Annotated in this window: 7 protein-coding genes; 4 read left to right on the top strand and 3 right to left on the bottom strand. The window is 43.2% G+C overall.

All coding sequences use genetic code 11. The features are described from left to right. Positions 1-41: 41 nt before the first annotated feature. Positions 42-2789: a TonB-dependent receptor gene (locus AWW67_RS08500; protein WP_062301107.1), complete on the top strand. Its 2748-nt coding sequence runs from the start codon at positions 42-44 to the stop codon at positions 2787-2789. A 34-nt stretch (positions 2790-2823) separates the two neighbouring features. Next, on the top strand, positions 2824-4026 hold the full coding sequence (locus AWW67_RS08495; protein WP_062301105.1) for a beta-helix domain-containing protein: 1203 nt from the start codon (positions 2824-2826) through the stop codon (positions 4024-4026). A 155-nt stretch (positions 4027-4181) separates the two neighbouring features. Here AWW67_RS08495 and AWW67_RS08490 read toward each other — a convergent pair whose 3' ends face one another. Further along, positions 4182-5138 carry an AAA family ATPase gene (locus AWW67_RS08490; RefSeq protein WP_053221806.1) on the bottom strand — a complete coding sequence of 319 codons (957 nt, stop codon included), beginning with the start codon at positions 5136-5138 and terminating at the stop codon, positions 4182-4184. Positions 5139-5616: 478 nt separating this feature from the next. Here AWW67_RS08490 and AWW67_RS18850 point away from each other — a divergent pair, with 478 nt between their 5' ends. Both AWW67_RS18850 and AWW67_RS08480 read left to right on the top strand, forming a co-directional pair. Beyond that, positions 5617-15144 carry a PKD domain-containing protein gene (locus AWW67_RS18850; RefSeq protein ID WP_062301103.1) on the top strand — a complete coding sequence of 3176 codons (9528 nt, stop codon included), beginning with the start codon at positions 5617-5619 and terminating at the stop codon, positions 15142-15144. A 19-nt stretch (positions 15145-15163) separates the two neighbouring features. Further along, a complete protein-coding gene (locus AWW67_RS08480) occupies positions 15164-16192 on the top strand; it encodes a PorP/SprF family type IX secretion system membrane protein (protein ID WP_062301101.1) in 1029 nt (342 codons plus the stop codon). A 173-nt stretch (positions 16193-16365) separates the two neighbouring features. Here AWW67_RS08480 and AWW67_RS08475 read toward each other — a convergent pair whose 3' ends face one another. Next, positions 16366-17901, bottom strand: coding sequence for a YifB family Mg chelatase-like AAA ATPase (locus AWW67_RS08475; protein ID WP_062301100.1), 1536 nt, complete (start codon positions 17899-17901; stop codon positions 16366-16368). Next, complete coding sequence (gene lpcA, locus AWW67_RS08470; protein WP_053223486.1) at positions 17891-18478, bottom strand: D-sedoheptulose 7-phosphate isomerase; 588 nt, start codon at positions 18476-18478, stop codon at positions 17891-17893. The genes AWW67_RS08475 and lpcA overlap by 11 nt, the downstream gene beginning before the upstream one ends. Between the last annotated feature and the right edge of the window lies 1 nt (position 18479).

The following is an 18479-nucleotide window of genomic DNA, read 5'->3' as shown; positions in this document are numbered from 1 at the left end:
CAGTACACGTTCTTTGTACCGTGAAATATAGAACAGTACTTATGAGATTATTTTTGTTTTTATTAATGATGAGTTGGTCATGGATGGTGACAGCTCAAGAAGTCGGAATAATAGCCGGAAAGATTACAGACAAAGACGCGAATGATGAGCCACTTCCTTTTGCTACGGTATTAATTCAAGGAACCCAGAAAGGTTCAAACACTGATTTCGATGGTCTTTTCAGAATTGATGGTGTAACTCCAGGTACTTACACGGTAGAGGTAAGGTTTGTTGGTTACGAAACTTTAGAATTAAAAAACATAGTAGTTACAGCAGGAAAAGTAACTGAAATCACTGCTTCAATGAGTGCTGGATCAACTAATCTAGAAGATGTGGTGGTTACAGCTAAAACAGAAAAAGACTCTGATATCGCCATGATTATGCTTCAGAGAGAATCTTTACAAATGCTACAGTCTATTGGAGCAAAAGAACTTTCAAGAAAAGGAGTGAGCAATGCCGAAGGTGCTGTTACTAAAGTAACTGGTGTAAGTAAGCAACAAGGAGCTAAAAACGTATTTGTTCGTGGTTTAGGCGATAGATACAACAGCACATCATTAAACAATCTTCCGCTTCCGTCTGAAGACCCTGAATACAAAAACATAGCATTAAGCTTTTTTACTTCAGACATCATTAACAGCATTGATGTAAACAAAGCATTTGGTGCAAACCTTTATGGCGATGTAGCTGGAGCAAACATTAACATTACTTCAAAGGAATTAGGTAACGAAGACATTTTTCAAATCGGAGTTTCTTCTGGTATCAACACTCAAACCATTTCTGAAGACTTTTATAGTGCAAGCGGAACTAGCAAATTCGGAACGGTAGATAACCCAACAAGCCCAATTACGGACTTAAATAAATATGATTTTAAAAACTCATTCGAGCCAACTAAAGCTGGTACTCCGATCAACTTTGGTTTATCATTAAATGCCGGAAAGAAATTTCAGCTAGGAGCCAATGCGTTAAGCACCTTCTTGGTGGCTTCTCATAGCTCTGACTTCACTTACCAAAATGGTGTTACAAGAGACATTACCCCTGAAGGTGGAAGAAGTAAAGACCTTACTTTTGATAAATACGAATACCATGTTTCTCAGGTATTAATGGGCAACTTGAAATACGAAATAGGCGAAAACAATTTCGTATCATACAACGGAACCTATATTCATGACAACAACCAAAGCGTAGGTAATTTCAATGGTTTTCATGCAAGTATTTACGATGATGCTAGCAACCCTATTGCTGAAAAATCATTTATCAGAAGACAGCAAGAAAACAATAACAGACTCTATGTAAACCAATTGCTTTCTTACATCGAGTTGAACAAAAACATTTCGCTTGACTTAGGTGCTTCATACAACGTAGTACAAGGAAATGAGCCTGACAGAAGAACCAATAGCTATGCTTTTGATGGCATTAACTACGAAACCGTTTCTGGTTCTGCAGCAGCTAACCACAGGTTCTATTCTGAATTAGAAGAGAAAGATTACGCGGCTCACGCTTTGTTAACCGTGAAAATGAACTCTGAAGAATCGCTTAACCAATTCCAGTTTGGTGGTAACTACAGAAATACGAAAAGAGACTTCTCTGCCATGCAATTCAACTTCAACTTTGATGCACCTACAGATGTAGATAGAGATAATCCTGATGGATTGTTCAACCAACAGTCTTTAGACAATGGCGTGTTCAACATTCTAACAGCCAACGGAAATGGTGTAGACGCTTTCGTTCCGATAACTTATAACGGTGACAGAAGAATTTATGCTGGTTTAGTCAACTACGCTCGTGAGTTTAATTCAGCTTTACTTTTAAACTTTGGTCTACGTTATGAGCAAATTGAACAAGATGTAATTTGGGACACCAACCTTGACCGTAACACTTTCAACAATAACATTAACACGGTTTCGGAATCGTACGTTCTTCCAAGCGTTAATGTAAAATACGACATCACAGACGATAAAGTAGTGAGACTGGCGGGTAGCAAAACCTATACCTTGCCTCAGTTTAAAGAAGTGGCGCCTTTCCTTTATGAGGATGTAAACTTCTCAAGCTTTGGTAACCCATTCTTAAGACCATCGAACAACTACAACCTCGACCTTAAGTATGACTGGTACTTCACCAACACAGAATTGGTTTCTGTTACAGGTTTTTACAAAAGAGTTGAAGATGCATTGAACAGGGTTCAAGTAAACTCAGCGGCCAACGAGCTTTCTTATGTAAACACAGGAAACGCCAATGTTGCGGGTGTTGAGTTGGAATTAAAAAAATCGTTGATCCAACAATATGGTGACGACAATAGCATGAAGCTTCTAAACTTTGGTTTGAACGTTTCATACCTCTATTCAAATCAAAAATTGGTTGATGTTCCAACCGATGCTTTAACAGTAAGATTTACAAATGCAGAAGATAAACTTGAAGGTGCTTCTCCTTTATTGATCAATGCAGACCTTACTTACCAGATTGAAAGAGAAGGACTTGATTTTACTACATCAGTAGTAATGAATTACTTCAGTGATAGAATCTTCTCTTTAGGAACGGCCGGAAGCCAGAATATTATGGAGAAAGGTGTCCCTACCTTGGACTTTATCACAAGAACAAAACTAGGACAGCACTTGGGACTAAACCTGAGCTTAAAAAACTTATTGAACCCAGCGTTTAAACTAACCAAAGAACTTAACAACGGTAGCGATACCATCATTAATAGCTATAAAAGAGGCATGAACGTTTCTTTCGGAATCAATTATACATTTTAAAACAAAACCTAATCAAAAATTCTAATCCATTTTTATGAAAACTCTTAAGAATTACTTTGCAATGGCCGCACTATGTGCCGTTATTTTCGGATGTACTGATGACGATCCTGCTCCAGTTCAAACTAAGGACGGTGTGATTTCATCACAAAGCGATGTTGATCTAGATGCTGCTGACTTAAAAGGAGAAATCACTTCTAGTATTACTTTGTCAAACGCCCAAGAGTGGGTATTAACTGGCCCTTTGAGTGTAGCTAGCGGTGCTAAATTAACAATCGATGCTGGTACTACTATCAAAGCTCAGGCAGGTGGAACCAACGTTTACATTGCTGTTGAGCAAGGCGGTCAAATCTTTGTGAATGGTACTGCTGCTGCTCCTGTAAAAATGACTTCAGGTGCTGCTAACCCTGCTTCAGGCGACTGGGGTGGTCTTTTAATCATGGGTAATGCTCCAATTTCTGGTGGCGGAACTGCTACTACGGAAGTTGTAGATTACACTTATGGTGGAACTAACCCTACTGACGATTCAGGTGACATCACTTATCTAATTGTTGAGTACACTGGTGCTCGTATTAACGGTGACAAAGAATTTAACGGTGTAACTTTCTACGGTGTTGGTTCTGGAACAACAGTAAGCAACCTTGCTGTTTTGTACGGTGACGATGACGCTGTTGAGTGGTTTGGTGGATCTGTTAGTGTAAGCAACCTTTTGGTAGCTAACGCTAAAGACGACATGTTTGACTGGACACAAGGTTATGTTGGTCAAAACAACACTAACTTTTACGGAATCAGACAAGCTGGCTTTGTGGCTGTAACTTCTGACCCACGTGGTATCGAAGCCGATGGTAACTTAGACGGTAACTCTCCACAAGATGCTGGTCAGTCTAACCCTAAAATTGATGGTATCACTATCATCCACAATGCTGCGGTTGAAATGTCTGATATGGTAAAAATCAGAAGAGGCTCTGGAGCGGTTATCACTAACCTTTATGTGGCTTTAGGTGCTGGCGCTACTGCTGGTGACTTGGTTGATTTAACAGATGGAAAAGGTGTTGCAATTGATGCCACTTCTATTACTGGTACTGCTAATCCTGCTAACGGGTTAGATATTACTGATATTAAAAGAACTACTGATGTAGATAATGTACCTACTACATCTAACGGTACAGTTACTATTACTTCAGGAACAACTTCTGCAGTAAACACTTCAATCTTTGCTTGGACTGGCTTTAGCTTCTAATTCATTAGAAGATTAGCATATATTTCACAGAGAAGACGCTCAGCAATGGGCGTCTTTTTTGGTTTAATCAGGCCAATAAGCAACACCATTCTTACTACAAAAAAAGGCCACAATTCTCATTGCAGCCATTTCAAATTCTTATGCTAGAAAGCGGATTAATGATTAATCGGAATCTTCTTTAAAAGCTTACCTATAATATGTTCGGTAGTAATACCATCAGCTTCAGCCTCATAGTTAAGGATAATCCTGTGGTTCAGTACATCCATTGCAATCGCCTTGATGTCTTCTGGTAAAACGTAATCTCGGCCATTCATAAAGGCATGCGCTTTGGAAGCTAGGTTCAAGTTAATACTTGCCCTTGGCGAAGCACCAAATTGCATGTAATAAGCTTCTTCATTCAAGCCGAAATCCTTAGGGTTTCTAGTAGCAAATACCAGCTCGATAATGTACTTCTCAAGTGATTCAGAAATAGAAACTTGGTTTACCTCATTTCTAATACTGAAAATATCTTCTTTGGTCAATAATGTTTCAAGCTCAGGCTTAAATGCCATATTAGCCATTCTACGCATTACTTCTAACTCTTCTTCTTTAGTTGGGTAGTCTACTTTTACCTTTAACATAAAACGGTCAATCTGCGCTTCTGGCAAACTGTAAGTTCCTTCTTGGTCTACTGGGTTTTGAGTGGCCAATACCAAGAACGGTCTGTCCAGTTTAAAACTGGTTTCACCAATGGTTACCGTTTTTTCCTGCATGGCCTCAAGCAATGCCGACTGCACCTTGGCTGGTGCACGGTTAATTTCATCGGCCAATACCACGTTAGTAAAAATAGGACCCTTTTTTACTTCAAACTCAGCCTTCTTCTGATTATAAATCATAGTACCAATCAAATCGGCAGGAAGAAGATCTGGTGTAAACTGAACTCTTTGGAAATCCAAATGAAGTACTTCTGCAAGTGTATTTACAGTGAGCGTTTTCGCAATACCTGGAACACCCTCTAAAAGAATGTGTCCGTTGGTAAATAAGCCAATCATCAGTCGGTTTACCATATATTCTTGGCCGACTACGATCTTACTTACTTCCGATGCTACTCTGCTTATTTTTTCTTGGTGTATTTTAGCCAATTCTGCTGATACCGCTTCCATTGTCAACTTATTTGTTAAAGGGCTCTAAATTAGAAATTTTGATCAATTACTGGGGTCAATACTCAAACGAGATGCTAAAGTTTTCCAGTGTTGGTAGAATAAGGCGAATATCGGTCTTTTCTCACTTTATAAAAGGGGTTTCGCATTCCTTTTAACAATAATTAACCTGAGCGAAAAAAAATTTAACCTGTTTACACATTTACCTGCAATATAACCCTGATTTTTTTCTAATCAGGTCATATACCTCTTTCTGCTATTCACACTTCTTCAAACGTAGGTAATATTACTATAATTATATTTTAGGTGTTTTTCGCTTGTATGAAAGCAGACTCTAAATTGTGTTTTTTTAATATGTGGTTTCAGAAAAAATATTGCTTAGAATGAATTAATCGCCTAATTTAGTCGAAATTAGACTCACTTTCACCAAACACTCTGGACACCAACTAAAATGCTGATTACTCACAGTAAAAAGTGGTTCATTAGAATAATTATATTATTCGCAGTCATTTTTGGCCTTGCAAAAAGTGCCTATTCCCAGGGTCCGGTTATCTCAAGTGTTAATATTAATAGCTGTGTAGGTGAAATCAGAATTAGTGTTACCAACGGTGTATTACCTTATACTTTCACTTGGGAAGATTCAGGCGGAAATCCTGTAGGTGGAAATTCCTTCTTACTGAATGGCATAGGCGCAGACGACTATAGAGTTACTGTTACGGATGGTAATGGCGACATGACCACCGCAGTTTATACAGTGACAGACCCGCCCGATTTGGTTGGCTCAGTAGTAGTCAACGATGTAAGTTGTAAGGGCGGTGCAGACGCCCAAGTGGTGGTAACCATGGCCAACGGAAACCCCGATTATGCTTGGGTACTCACCAACAGCGCAAGCAATATAGTAGGCACAGGAAATGTAGGTGGCACCATTATCACCATTGGTGGACTGGGAGTAGACAACTACCAACTGATAGTGACAGATGAAGACGGTTGTGCAGGTGTCATTGGCTTTTCTGTAACCGAACCAATTGATTTCTTAGGTGCCAACCTTGTTTCTCAAACCGATGCCACTTGCAGCGATTTAGCCAACGGAAGCCTGGAAGTGGTTGGAACAGGTGGGTGGGGAAATTACACTTACCAATGGTATACCGAACCAGGTGGTGCTTTCCTTGGAAATGGTGCCTCAATCAACAGTTTACTTCCTGGAAATTACCGAGTTTACATTACCGATGACAACGGATGTGTAGTCGACAGAACCTACACTATTGATTCTCCAGATCCAATTGCTATTACTCCCTCAGTTACTGATGCCTCTTGCAACACTGGAAATGATGGCTCAATCGACATTACAGTTATTGGCGGAAATGGGGGCTACACCTATAGCTGGAGTAACGGAGCTACTTCTGAAGACATTTCTGGTTTAACAGCCGGTAATTACACAGTAACCATTACCGACAATCTGGGTTGCAATTATTCAGAAACCTTTACAGTGGGTGAACCCAATGCTTTGGCCATAAACCCAACCATTACCGATGTTAAATGCTTTGGTAATAACTCAGGTAGAATTCGAACAAACCCTTCTGGGGGAACAGCCCCTTATACTTATTTGTGGTCAACAGGCCATACTGGGAGAAACCTAAACAACCAAACGGCTGGCAGCTATAGTGTAACAATCACAGATAAAAATGGCTGTACTGTATCTGGTACTTATACCATTAATGAGCCAGCAACTGCACTTTCTGTACAGTCCGTTGCAAATAATTCTCCTTCATGTTTTGGAGCAAATGACGGAAGTTTAAACATAGTAATGCAGGGCGGAGCCGCTCCTTATAGTTACTCTTGGTCCAACGGAGCCAACACCGCCAACCCAACTGGTTTAACCTCTGGAACTTATACATTTACCGTAACAGACAATAATGGCTGTACATTTACCGACAGCTACACGGTAACCGATCCTCCACAAATTATTGTTACGCCTACTCTACTCACCGAACCTACCTGTAATGGAGGTGCAAACGGAAGTATCACCGTAATTGCAAGCAACGGAACAGGGCCATATACCTACGATTGGGGCGGAGGAAATACTGGACCAACGTTAAGCAACGTACCTGCTGGAACATATACCGTAACCGTAACAGACAATGGCACTACCTGTTCTACAACCCAAAATGTAACACTAGGTGAACCAGACCTGATTGTTGCGAATGCCGTAGTAGAAGACATTAGCTGTAATGGTCAAGTAGACGGAAGCATAACTTTGGCTCCGACTGGCGGAACAGGAGGCTATACTTATCTTTGGAACACAGGGGCAACAACCGACAATATTTCAGGACTTACGGCTGGCAGTTATTCGGTAACCATTACTGATGCTAGCGCATGTTCAGTTTTCGAATCTTTCACCATCGTAGAACCCGATCCGCTTACCTCTACCGTGATAAAGCAAGATGTTTTGTGCAAAGGCCAATCTACAGGGTCAATTGACCTTAGCCCTGCCGATGGAACAGCACCTTACTCTTTTGTTTGGTCGAACGGAGCTACTTCTGAAGACTTAACAAATGTGCCCGCAGGGAATTATTCCGTCACCATTACCGATGCTTCAGGCTGTTCAATTGTTAAAGCAATTACCATTGATGAACCAGCCGAAGTTTTGGCTTTAAGCGGAACAGCCACCAACGTAACCTGTAACGGTTCAGCCAATGGAAGTATTGATTTTGAGGTAAAGGGCGGAGTCGCGCCTTATTCCTACTCTTGGAATACCGGGGCCGTTTCTCAAGACCTAAGCAATCTTTCCCCTGGAGTTTATACAGTGCAAGTAATCGATGCCAATGGCTGTATCAAATTCGATTCATTTACGATTACCCAACCAGCCGCTTTGGCTGTAAATCCATCAAAAACCGACATTACTTGCAATGGCGCCAATGACGGAATTATCAATCTGAATGTTAGCGGAGGAACTGCTCCTTACACTTACTTATGGAATGATGGAAACACCGACCAAAATAGAACAGCACTTTCGGCAGCAAATTATACAGTAACCGTAACCGATGCCAACGGCTGCCAAAACATTCAAAACATTACTATTTCTGAACCACTTGTTTTGAGTGTTACCAGCGTAAAGCAAGATGTTTTATGTTTTGGTGATGCTTCAGGAGTAGCCAACATTACTGTTTCTGGAGGAACGTTACCTTATTCTTATTCTTGGTCAAATGGTGACATTACAGAAGATTTGAATGGTGTAGTTGCTGGAAATTATACCGTTACTATTACCGATGCCAACGGATGCACTACTACAGAAAACATTCAAATTAATGAACCCTCTTCTGCACTAACGTTCACCCCAACGGTTGGGCAAATTACCTGTAATGGTGCTGCAGATGGCGCCATTAGTCTGAATGTATCAGGCGGAACAGCGCCTTATACTTATAACTGGTCGAACGGAAGTACGAGCCAAAACCTAAGCGGTCTTTCACCCGGAACCTACAGCGTCATTATCCGAGATGCAAACAACTGCCAAGTGACGGGTTCCTATGAAATCACCGACCCGCCAATTCTTAATCTTTCTGGTACAGAAACCGATATTACCTGCTTTGGCGCGAATGATGGCAAGATCGACATCACAGTTAGCGGAGGCGAAGCACCTTATACCTTTGTGTGGTCGAATGGAGATAATACGGAAGATATTTCAGGGCTCGCCCCCGGAGCTTATACTGTTCAGGTAATAGATAACCGTGGTTGTTCTATTTCAAAAAACTTCAACCTAAGTCAGCCCACCGCGCTTAATATTGCCTATACCAAAGCAGATGTAAACTGTTTTGGGGGAAATGACGGCAGCATCGACCTGACCGTTACAGGTGGCACTGCTCCTTATTCCTATAGCTGGGATAGCGGCCAAGCCCAAGCCGACATTACTGATTTAGTAGCAGGAACTTATACCGTTACCGTAACCGATGGAAATGGCTGTCAATCCATCGAAAGCATTGTTATTGATGAACCCGCAGCCGCTTTGGCCATCACAAATACAGTTACTGACTTAAGTTGTTTTGGGTCGAACAATGGGTCGATTGCATTGGTCACTTCGGGCGGAACGGTACCCTACACCTATGCTTGGAGCAATGGTAAAACCACCCGCGATATTTTCGGGCTTACCCCCGGAGCATATCAAGTTACGGTAACCGATGCCAATGGCTGCTCTCTTCAAGAAACCTTCAACATTACAATGCCAACAGCTCTTGATGTTACGGCCTCCACATCAAACCTAAGCTGCAACGGAACAATGAATGGAGCAATCGACCTGACCGTAACGGGCGGAACAGCACCTTATACCTACGGCTGGAACAACGGAGAAACTACAGAAGACCTGACCAATATTTCTGGAGGAACTTACCAAGTATTTATTACCGATGCCAATGGCTGTTCGCTTACCCGAACTTACACCATCACCGAACCGCTCGCTTTAGTGGCCAGCATTACAAAGCAAGATGTGACCTGTTTTGGGCAAGGCGATGGAGATATTGATGTAACAATTTCTGGAGGAATTGCACCATACACTTACTCATGGAGCAATGGTGCCATTACAAAAGATTTAGCTAATATTTCTGGAGGAACTTACACCCTAACTGTTACCGATAATAATGGATGCCAAACTATTGAAACAGTTGTAATTGACGAACCGCTTTCTGCGCTAGCTGCCAGCGGAACCTCCACCGATGTTTCTTGTTTTGGGGGAAATGATGGAACAGTAGATTTAACTGTTTCGGGAGGAACTGCTCCTTATACTTACGCTTGGAACAATGGCCGAACCACCGAAGATGTGGCTGGTCTAACTGCTGGGAATTATCAAGTCATCGTAACCGATGCCAGAGGTTGTACAATGGCTGTTCCTTTTACCATTGGATCACCAACGCTGATGCAGGCCAATGCTTCCATTTCTAACATTACTTGTAACGGAGCTGACGATGGAGCAATAGATTTGACAGTTTCAGGCGGAACGGCACCTTATACTTTCTTATGGTCGAATGGAGAAACCACAGAAGACCTTTCGGCACAAACACCTGGCAATTATTCGGTACAAATCACCGATGCTAACGGATGCGTGATTTCTAGAAGTTTCCAAATTACCGAGCCAGCCGCCATGCAGTTGACCTATACTCAAACCGATGTGCTCTGCTTTGGAAATTCTACGGGTGCAATAGACATTACAGTGACTGGAGGCGTTGGTGGTTATACTTATGCTTGGAGCAATGGAGCTACTTCGGAAGACCTTTCGAACCTCACGGCTGGAAATTATTCTGTTATCGTAACGGATGTCAATGGTTGCTCTGTTTCACAGAACATTCAAATCACACAGCCAATTGCTGCGCTTGCGGCCACGGAAACCAAGACCAACTTAACCTGCTTTGGAGCAAACGATGGAGCCATCGACTTAACCGTTACGGGCGGAACAGCACCATACGCTTACGCTTGGAGCAATGGCAAAACCACCGAAGATAATTTCAATGTGGCGGCAGGGGTTTATGATGTCACCATCACCGATGCCAACGGTTGCTCAATTCAAAAAAGCTATACCATTACCAGTCCATATGAACTCACGTTAAGTGGAACTACATCTGATATTTCATGCTTTGGTGCTGCCGATGGGGCTATCAATATTACTGCCACGGGCGGAACCGCTCCTTATACTTTTGTATGGTCGAATGGGGCTGGAACTGAGGATATTTCTGGCCTATCCCCAGGTAATTATTCGGTACAAATTACCGATGCCAACGGCTGCACTAAAGCTGAAAGCTATACCATAACTCAACCAGCAGTTCTACAACTCACTTATATCCAAACGGATGTATTGTGCTTCGGAAATTCTACAGGTGCAATTGACATTACAGTAACTGGGGGAACTGGCGCATATACTTATGCTTGGAGCAATGGAGCTACTTCAGAAGACCTTTCGGACCTCACGGCTGGAAATTATTCTGTTACCGTAACGGATGTAAATGGCTGTTCGGTAACACAAAATATTCAGATTACACAACCACTTGCTGCGCTTGCTGTTTCAGAAACTAAAACTAATCTCACTTGCTTTGGTGCGAATGACGGCACCATAGATTTAACCGTTACGGGTGGAACAGCGCCATACACTTACGCTTGGAGCAATGGCAAAACCACAGAAGATAATTTCAATGTTGCTGCGGGAGTTTATGATGTCACCATCACCGATGCCAACGGCTGTTCGATTCAAAAAAGTTATACCATTACCAGTCCAGATGAACTCACGTTAAGTGGAGCTACATCTGATATTTCATGCTTTGGTGCTGCCGATGGCGCTATCAATATTACTGCTATGGGCGGAACCGCTCCTTATACTTTTGTATGGTCAAATGGCGCTGGAACCGAAGATATTTCTGGCCTATCCCCAGGCAATTATTCGGTACAAATTACCGATGCCAACGGCTGCACTAAAGCTGAAAGCTTTACCATTACGGAGCCAACAGTTCTCGCTTTTTCTCACAATAAAGTAGACGTTTCCTGTTTTGGAGGCAGTGATGCTTCCATCAACATCAGTATTGTGGGGGGTACTGCGCCTTACACTTATGCATGGTCCAATGGAGCTACTTCGGAAGATATTTCGGGATTGAGTGCTGGTGACTATACCGTGGTGGTTACAGACGTTAACGGCTGTCAAATTTCTCAGACTATTAATGTTGTAGAGCCAATTGCTGCTTTAAGTGCGGTGGAATCCATCACCAACCTTACCTGCTTTGGTGCAAACGATGGTTCGATAGAGCTTTTAGTTACTGGCGGAACTGCTCCTTATACCTACAATTGGAACAATGGTTCAAGCACAGAAGACATTTATGCACAAGCGGCAGGTGCTTATCAAGTCACCATTACCGATGCCAACGGCTGCTCGATTCAAGGCAACTATAGTATCACCACACCTGATCCTTTAACCTCAATCGGAACTGCGCAAAACATCAGTTGCAATGGGCTTACTGATGGTTCTATCGACTTGACCGTTACAGGTGGAACTGCACCCTATGTTTATTCATGGAGCAATGGCGAAACCACCGAAGACCTTTCCAATTTAGCGATTGGCAGCTACCAAGTGCAAGTAACCGATGCGCAAGGATGCAGCATTTCGCGAAGCTTTAACATTACCCAGCCTTTGCCACTCACGCTGAATTATGTTTCCAATAACGTTTCCTGTTTTCAAGCAGGCGATGGCAACATTACTACCCAAGTATCGGGCGGAACAGCACCCTACACTTATGCCTGGAACAACGGAGCGACTACCAAAAACATTTCGGCCTTAACGGGAGGTAATTACGAACTAACGGTCACTGATGCTAATGGATGTCAAACCACCAAAAACATCACCATCACTGAGCCTATTTCGGCACTCAATGCAGTGGAAACAATAACTGATGCTGGTTGTAATGGCCTACCAAATGCACGAATTGACCTAACCGTAACGGGAGGCACAGCACCCTACAATTACCTCTGGAGTAATGGTTCGGTACAAAGGGATTTAGTGAACATTTTTGCTGGAAACTATCAGGTAACGGTTACAGATCGAAATGGCTGTACTTTCTCCGCTTCATATACTATTAATCAACCCAATGCAATCACCGCTGATTTGGCAATTACCAATACCACCTGTTTTGGAGATACCGATGGAAGCATTATTGTGACCCCAAGTGGTGGAACAGCGCCTTATACCTATATATGGAGCAATGGCGCTACCAGCAAAGATTTAATCAATGTGGCAGGGGGAACTTACAACCTCACCATCACCGATGCCAATAACTGCTCAAGCACTTCTTCAGTCGAAATTGGCGATTCGAGAAACTTGAATGTGAGCATTCAGAAAACAGATGTATTGTGTAAAGGAGAATCGAATGGAGCCATTGTGCTCAATGTTACAGGAGGTAGTGGAGCGTACACCTATGTGTGGGACAACGGCTCGGAAGGAAAGGTGCTCACCAACCTTTCCGCTGGTGTATATAGTGTATTAATATCCGATGCCGCGGGTTGTGCAACCACTGCTTCCATTGTTATTTCAGAACCTGCCCTTGCCTTAGGCGTAATTGTTGACCGAACTCAAGAATTTGCTTGCTTTGGTGATAACACAGGTTTTGCGAATGCAATTCCTTCAGGTGGAGTTGCTCCTTACACCTATTTATGGAGTAATGGCGCTCGTACAAGGCAAATCAACAACCTGAGTGCAGGCAACTACACCGTTAGCGTTACCGATGCCAACGGCTGTTTGGTTCAACAAAGCTTTAGCATTCAACAGCCCGCAAAGCCTGTAAGTGTAAGTGCCAAAGGTGGTCTTCAATTGTCATGTGCTGGCGATGGAAACGGAGCCATTGAACTGAATGTAGAAGGAGGTACATCACCATACACTTACCTATGGAGCACAGGGAGTACGGCCTCAAAAATTGAAAACTTGACTGCAGGAGATTATACCGTTCGAGTTTCAGATGCCAAGGGCTGTATTACTGAAAAAGTATTCTCTGTAGAAGAACCAAGCCCTTTAGTTATTGCAGATGCCAGAGTAAACGAAAGTCAGTGTTTTGACGATAGAAATGGTTCTATTAGCCTTGATGTTAGCGGTGGCGTTTTTCCTTATACCTATCAATGGAGCAATGGCGCTACCACCAAAAACCTAGTGGGTATTACGGCCGGAACTTTCACGGTTGAAATCACCGATGCCAATGGCTGCTCTGTACAAGGCGTCTATACCCTCAGTACTCCTGAGCGCTTTATTGCTGCGCCTTCTATTTCAGAAATAAGTTGTGTTGGAGCGAATGACGCTTCCATTTCCCTCAATATTGAAGGAGGTATTGATCCAGTTTCTATCCAGTGGAATACAGGGGCAAATTCAGAAGTAATTACCGATTTGGCTCCTGACCAATACAATGTGCTCATCACCGATAAGAAAGGCTGCACCATCCAAAAGCTGTTCAACATTATTGAACCATTGCCACTTACTTTAGATGCCTATATCGAAGATGCCGCCCGTTGTAACGACCCGAAAAGCGGAAGGATAAATGTGATTGTTTCGGGAGGAAGAGAACCTTATTCTTACCGTTGGAACAATGGAGAAACAGGCTCTGAATTGGTAGATGTTTTACCAGGAACGTATGTTGTGACTGTGTCAGATCGATACGGTTGCGAAGTGCAAGGCACCTATATTGTACAACAGCCCGAACCTTTACGTATAGGCCTTACCTCCGTTCGCGAAGTGGACTGCGAAAACCGAGTGGCGGGTGTAAGGGTGAAAGCCAATGTAACGGGCGGTTTCGGAAACTACACCTACAACTGGAGTTTGGGTAGCAGTAATAACAACGAGATTTTCCTTACCCAACCGGGAAGACTGAATCTAGAAATCTTAGACGACCGCGGTTGTGTTCAATCCAAAGCCATAGATATTTCCATTCCTGAATTTGGCGAGGCTGAATTCTCTTACAACGCAGAATCGTTGCGCGAAATGGGTGATTTAGCCGCCAACGATCCCGTGAATTTCTATGATGAATCCGTAGGCAACATTATTGACTGGGACTGGGATTTTGGCGATGGTTTCGACTCAGATGAAATTGATCCAATTCATACTTATGATGCCCCAGGCACCTACACGGTTACGCTAATTACTACAGACGATATTGGTTGCACATCTTCTAAAACCACTGTTTTGGAAATTACAGAAGGCTACCGAATTATGGCACCAACTGCATTTAGTCCTAACGGAGACGGTAATAACGACTACTTCCGCCCACGATTCTTAGGCTTGACCACCATACAGTTTTCAGTTTTCAACACTTGGGGTGAATTGGTATTCAGCACCAGCGATTTAGAAACCAAAGGTTGGGATGGTATAGTGAAAGGGCTACCTGCCGAAAACGGAAACTATGTTTATAAGATTTCTGGCTTTACCCAAAACGGATTGAAAGTAGAGCGAAACGGAGTTTTCGCACTGATTAAATAAACACTTAAACACCAACCTTATGAAAAGATTTCTACCCCTTATTTTGTGTTTAATCAGTCTCTTAGTATCCGAAAAGGCACAAGCCCAAGACCCACAGTTTTCGCAGTTTTATGCCTCGCCCATCTACCTCAACCCTGCGCTGGTGGGTTCTACCGACCGCGGTAGAGTGGGAATTAATTATAGAAATCAGTGGCCTTCATTGGCTCATTCTTTCACCACCATTTCGGCTTATGCCGACTTCTTTTCTAAAGCCATTGAAAGCGGAGTGGGTATTATTGTAAATCAGCACAAGGAGAGTTTTTTGGATTATCAATCCAATGAAATTGGGAGCGCTTACTCCTATAAATTAAGGATTTCAGATGCACTGGTCATGCGCTCCGGCATTCAGCTTTCCTATTTTAACAAAGACCTTAATTTCGAAAAGCTTGTTTTCGGCAATCAGATTGACATTGACAATGGACAAGTTATTGGCCCTTCGGGCGAAACTTTTGATCGTGGCGAAAAAGTGGATTTTCTAAGTGCCTCCGCTGGTGGTTTATTTTATACCAATGCATTATGGATTGGAGCAACAGTGCATCACATCAACGAACCCAATCAATCTTTCTTAGGTGATGAAAGCAGATTGGCCAGAAAATTCTCTTTACATGCTGGCTATAAACTCAATTTAGGAGATGGAAGAAGGCTCCGCACTATCTCCTATGATTTTCAGGAAAGGTCTGTCACTTTTGCGGTCAACTATAAAAAGCAGGCGGGTTTTAATCAACTGGATGCTGGCATGCAGTTCTATTTTCAGCCTTTGGTGATTGGTGGCTGGTACCGTGGAATCCCCGTGCAAACGGTAGACAAAGTGGTTAAAAACGAATCCATCATTGCCCTTTTAGGTTTAGAAATCACCCCCGATATGTCCATCGGTTATAGCTATGACTTTACCGTTTCCAGTCTGGCTGGCTCCACCGGTGGCGCTCACGAATTTTCGTTAACCCTCAGCTTTGGCCAAATTGTAAAACGCACACGCAGAGATACCATTTTGCCGTGTTTTAAGTATTGATAACAGCCTATACTCTTGCTCGTTACAAACGATGATGAGGAGGGGTGGTAAAGGATCAAACGGACAGAGTCCTAACAGTTATAATGAATAACACGTTCGGAGAACCTGCGGCAGTGGCAGACTAGCTAAAGTCTATAACCGAACTTCTAAACTATAAACCCTAAACTTCCCAATCACCCTGCCCATCCGTCTCTATCCAAACTGCGGTATTGGATGGCTTCGGCCAGGTGCTCAATTTTGATTTCATCGCTATCGGCTAAATCGGCAATGGTGCGGCTTACTTTTAGGATTCTGTCGTAGGCACGGGCAGAAAGCCCTAAGCGTTCCATGGCGGTTTTTAAAAGCACTCTTCCGGCATCGTTAATCTGGCAAATGTCTTTTACCATTTGCGAAGGCATCATGGCATTGGAATGTAGGCCGTGGTCTTTTAGTCGAGCAGTTTGAATCGCGCGGGCTTTGATTACTCTTTCACGAATGGCAGCACTGTCTTCTGCCTTTCGGTTTTCCGTCATTTGATCGAAGGAAACTGGCGTTACTTCTACATGCAAATCAATCCTGTCGAGCAATGGCCCACTAATTTTATTGAGGTAGCGCTGCACTTGTCCCGAACCGCAAACGCAGTCTTTTTCTGGGTGGTTATAATAGCCACAAGGGCATGGGTTCATGCTGGCAATCAGCATAAAGTTGGAAGGAAAATCTACCGAAACCTTGGCGCGTGAAATCGTCACTTTGCGCTCTTCCAAAGGCTGACGCATTACTTCTAAAACGGTGCGTTTAAATTCAGGCAATTCATCCAGAAAAAGCACGCCATTGTGCGCCAAAGAAATTTCTCCGGGCTGTGGGTTTCCACCGCCACCCACTAAAGCTACATCGCTTACGGTATGGTGCGGAGAACGGAAAGGTCTTTTAGTGACCAAGTCGCCATTGGCAGTCAGTTTACCCGCTACGGAATGTATTTTGGTGGTTTCCAGCGCTTCGTACAAACTCAGTGGAGGGAGGATAGACGGAAGCCTTTTCGCTAACATGGTTTTTCCTGCACCAGGTGGGCCAATCATGATGACGTTATGACCACCCGCTGCTGCTATTTCTAAAGCACGTTTGATATTTTCTTGTCCTTGAACATTCGAAAAATCCGCTTCATAGTCATTCAAATGGGTGAAGAACTTATCGCGGGTATCGTATTCTAAAGGCTCAATATGACGCTTCCCTTCCAGAAATTCGATGGCCTCAATCAGGTTGCCTACACCAATTACATCAAGGTCGTTGACGATGGCTGCTTCATTCGCATTTTCGGTGGGAAGGATAAAGCCTTTGAAACCATTATTCCTAGCCTCAATGGCAATAGGCAGCACACCTTTAATCGGACGAAGATTTCCATCCAAGGCCATTTCACCCATAATGAGGTATTTCTCTAATTCTGGTGCATTGATTTGGTTAGAAGCGTTCAGCACGCCCAAAGCGATGGGCAAATCGTAGGCAGAACCCTCTTTCTTGATGTCGGCTGGCGCCATATTGACCACCACTTTTTGACGTGGCATGCGATAATCAAAATGCTTAAGGGCAGATTCTATGCGATGCTCACTTTCCTTTACAGCGCTATCGGGCAAACCACTGAGCCAGAACTTAGTGCCTTGCACAATGTTCACTTCAATGGTGATGATTCTTGCATCTACACCATGTACAGCCGCTCCGTAGCCTTTACTCAACATCTGTGGTTCCTTTTTCGATCAGTTGAATAAGTATGTGAATTACTTTAATGTGAATTTCCTGAACGCGGTCGGCATAGCCCATGTGTGGCACACGGATTTCTACATCGGCCAGTTCTGCCAATTCACCTCCATTTTTCCCCGTAAGGGCAATAACTTTCATTTTTCGCTGCTTGGCCACTGTGGCTGCGCGAAGAATGTTCTTAGAGTTGCCGCTGGTGCTGATCGCCAAAACAGCATCGCCTTCACGCCCTAAGCCTTCGATATAGCGAGAGAAGATAGATTCGTAACCGAAATCGTTTGAAACACAGCTGATATGGCTGGGGTCTGAAATGGCAATGGCAGGCAAGGCCCTTCGGTTTTCGCGGTAACGACCAGTCAGTTCTTCAGCAAAATGCATGGCATCACAGTGCGAACCACCATTGCCGCAGCTGAAAATTTTACCGTCATTATTTATGGTATCTACAAAGGCTTGAGCGGCCTTTTCTATGGCTTCAATGTTTTGTTCGTTATTCAGAAAGTTTTCTAGCACTTTGGCGGCTTCCTGTAATTCTTGCTTAATCAGACTATAATTGTCCATG

This window comes from Roseivirga seohaensis (genome assembly GCF_001592945.1).
Classification (GTDB): Bacteria; Bacteroidota; Bacteroidia; order Cytophagales; family Cyclobacteriaceae; genus Roseivirga; species Roseivirga seohaensis.
The sequence above is the reverse complement of the archived record's forward strand: the minus strand, read 5'-3'. Positions and strand labels throughout refer to the sequence as shown.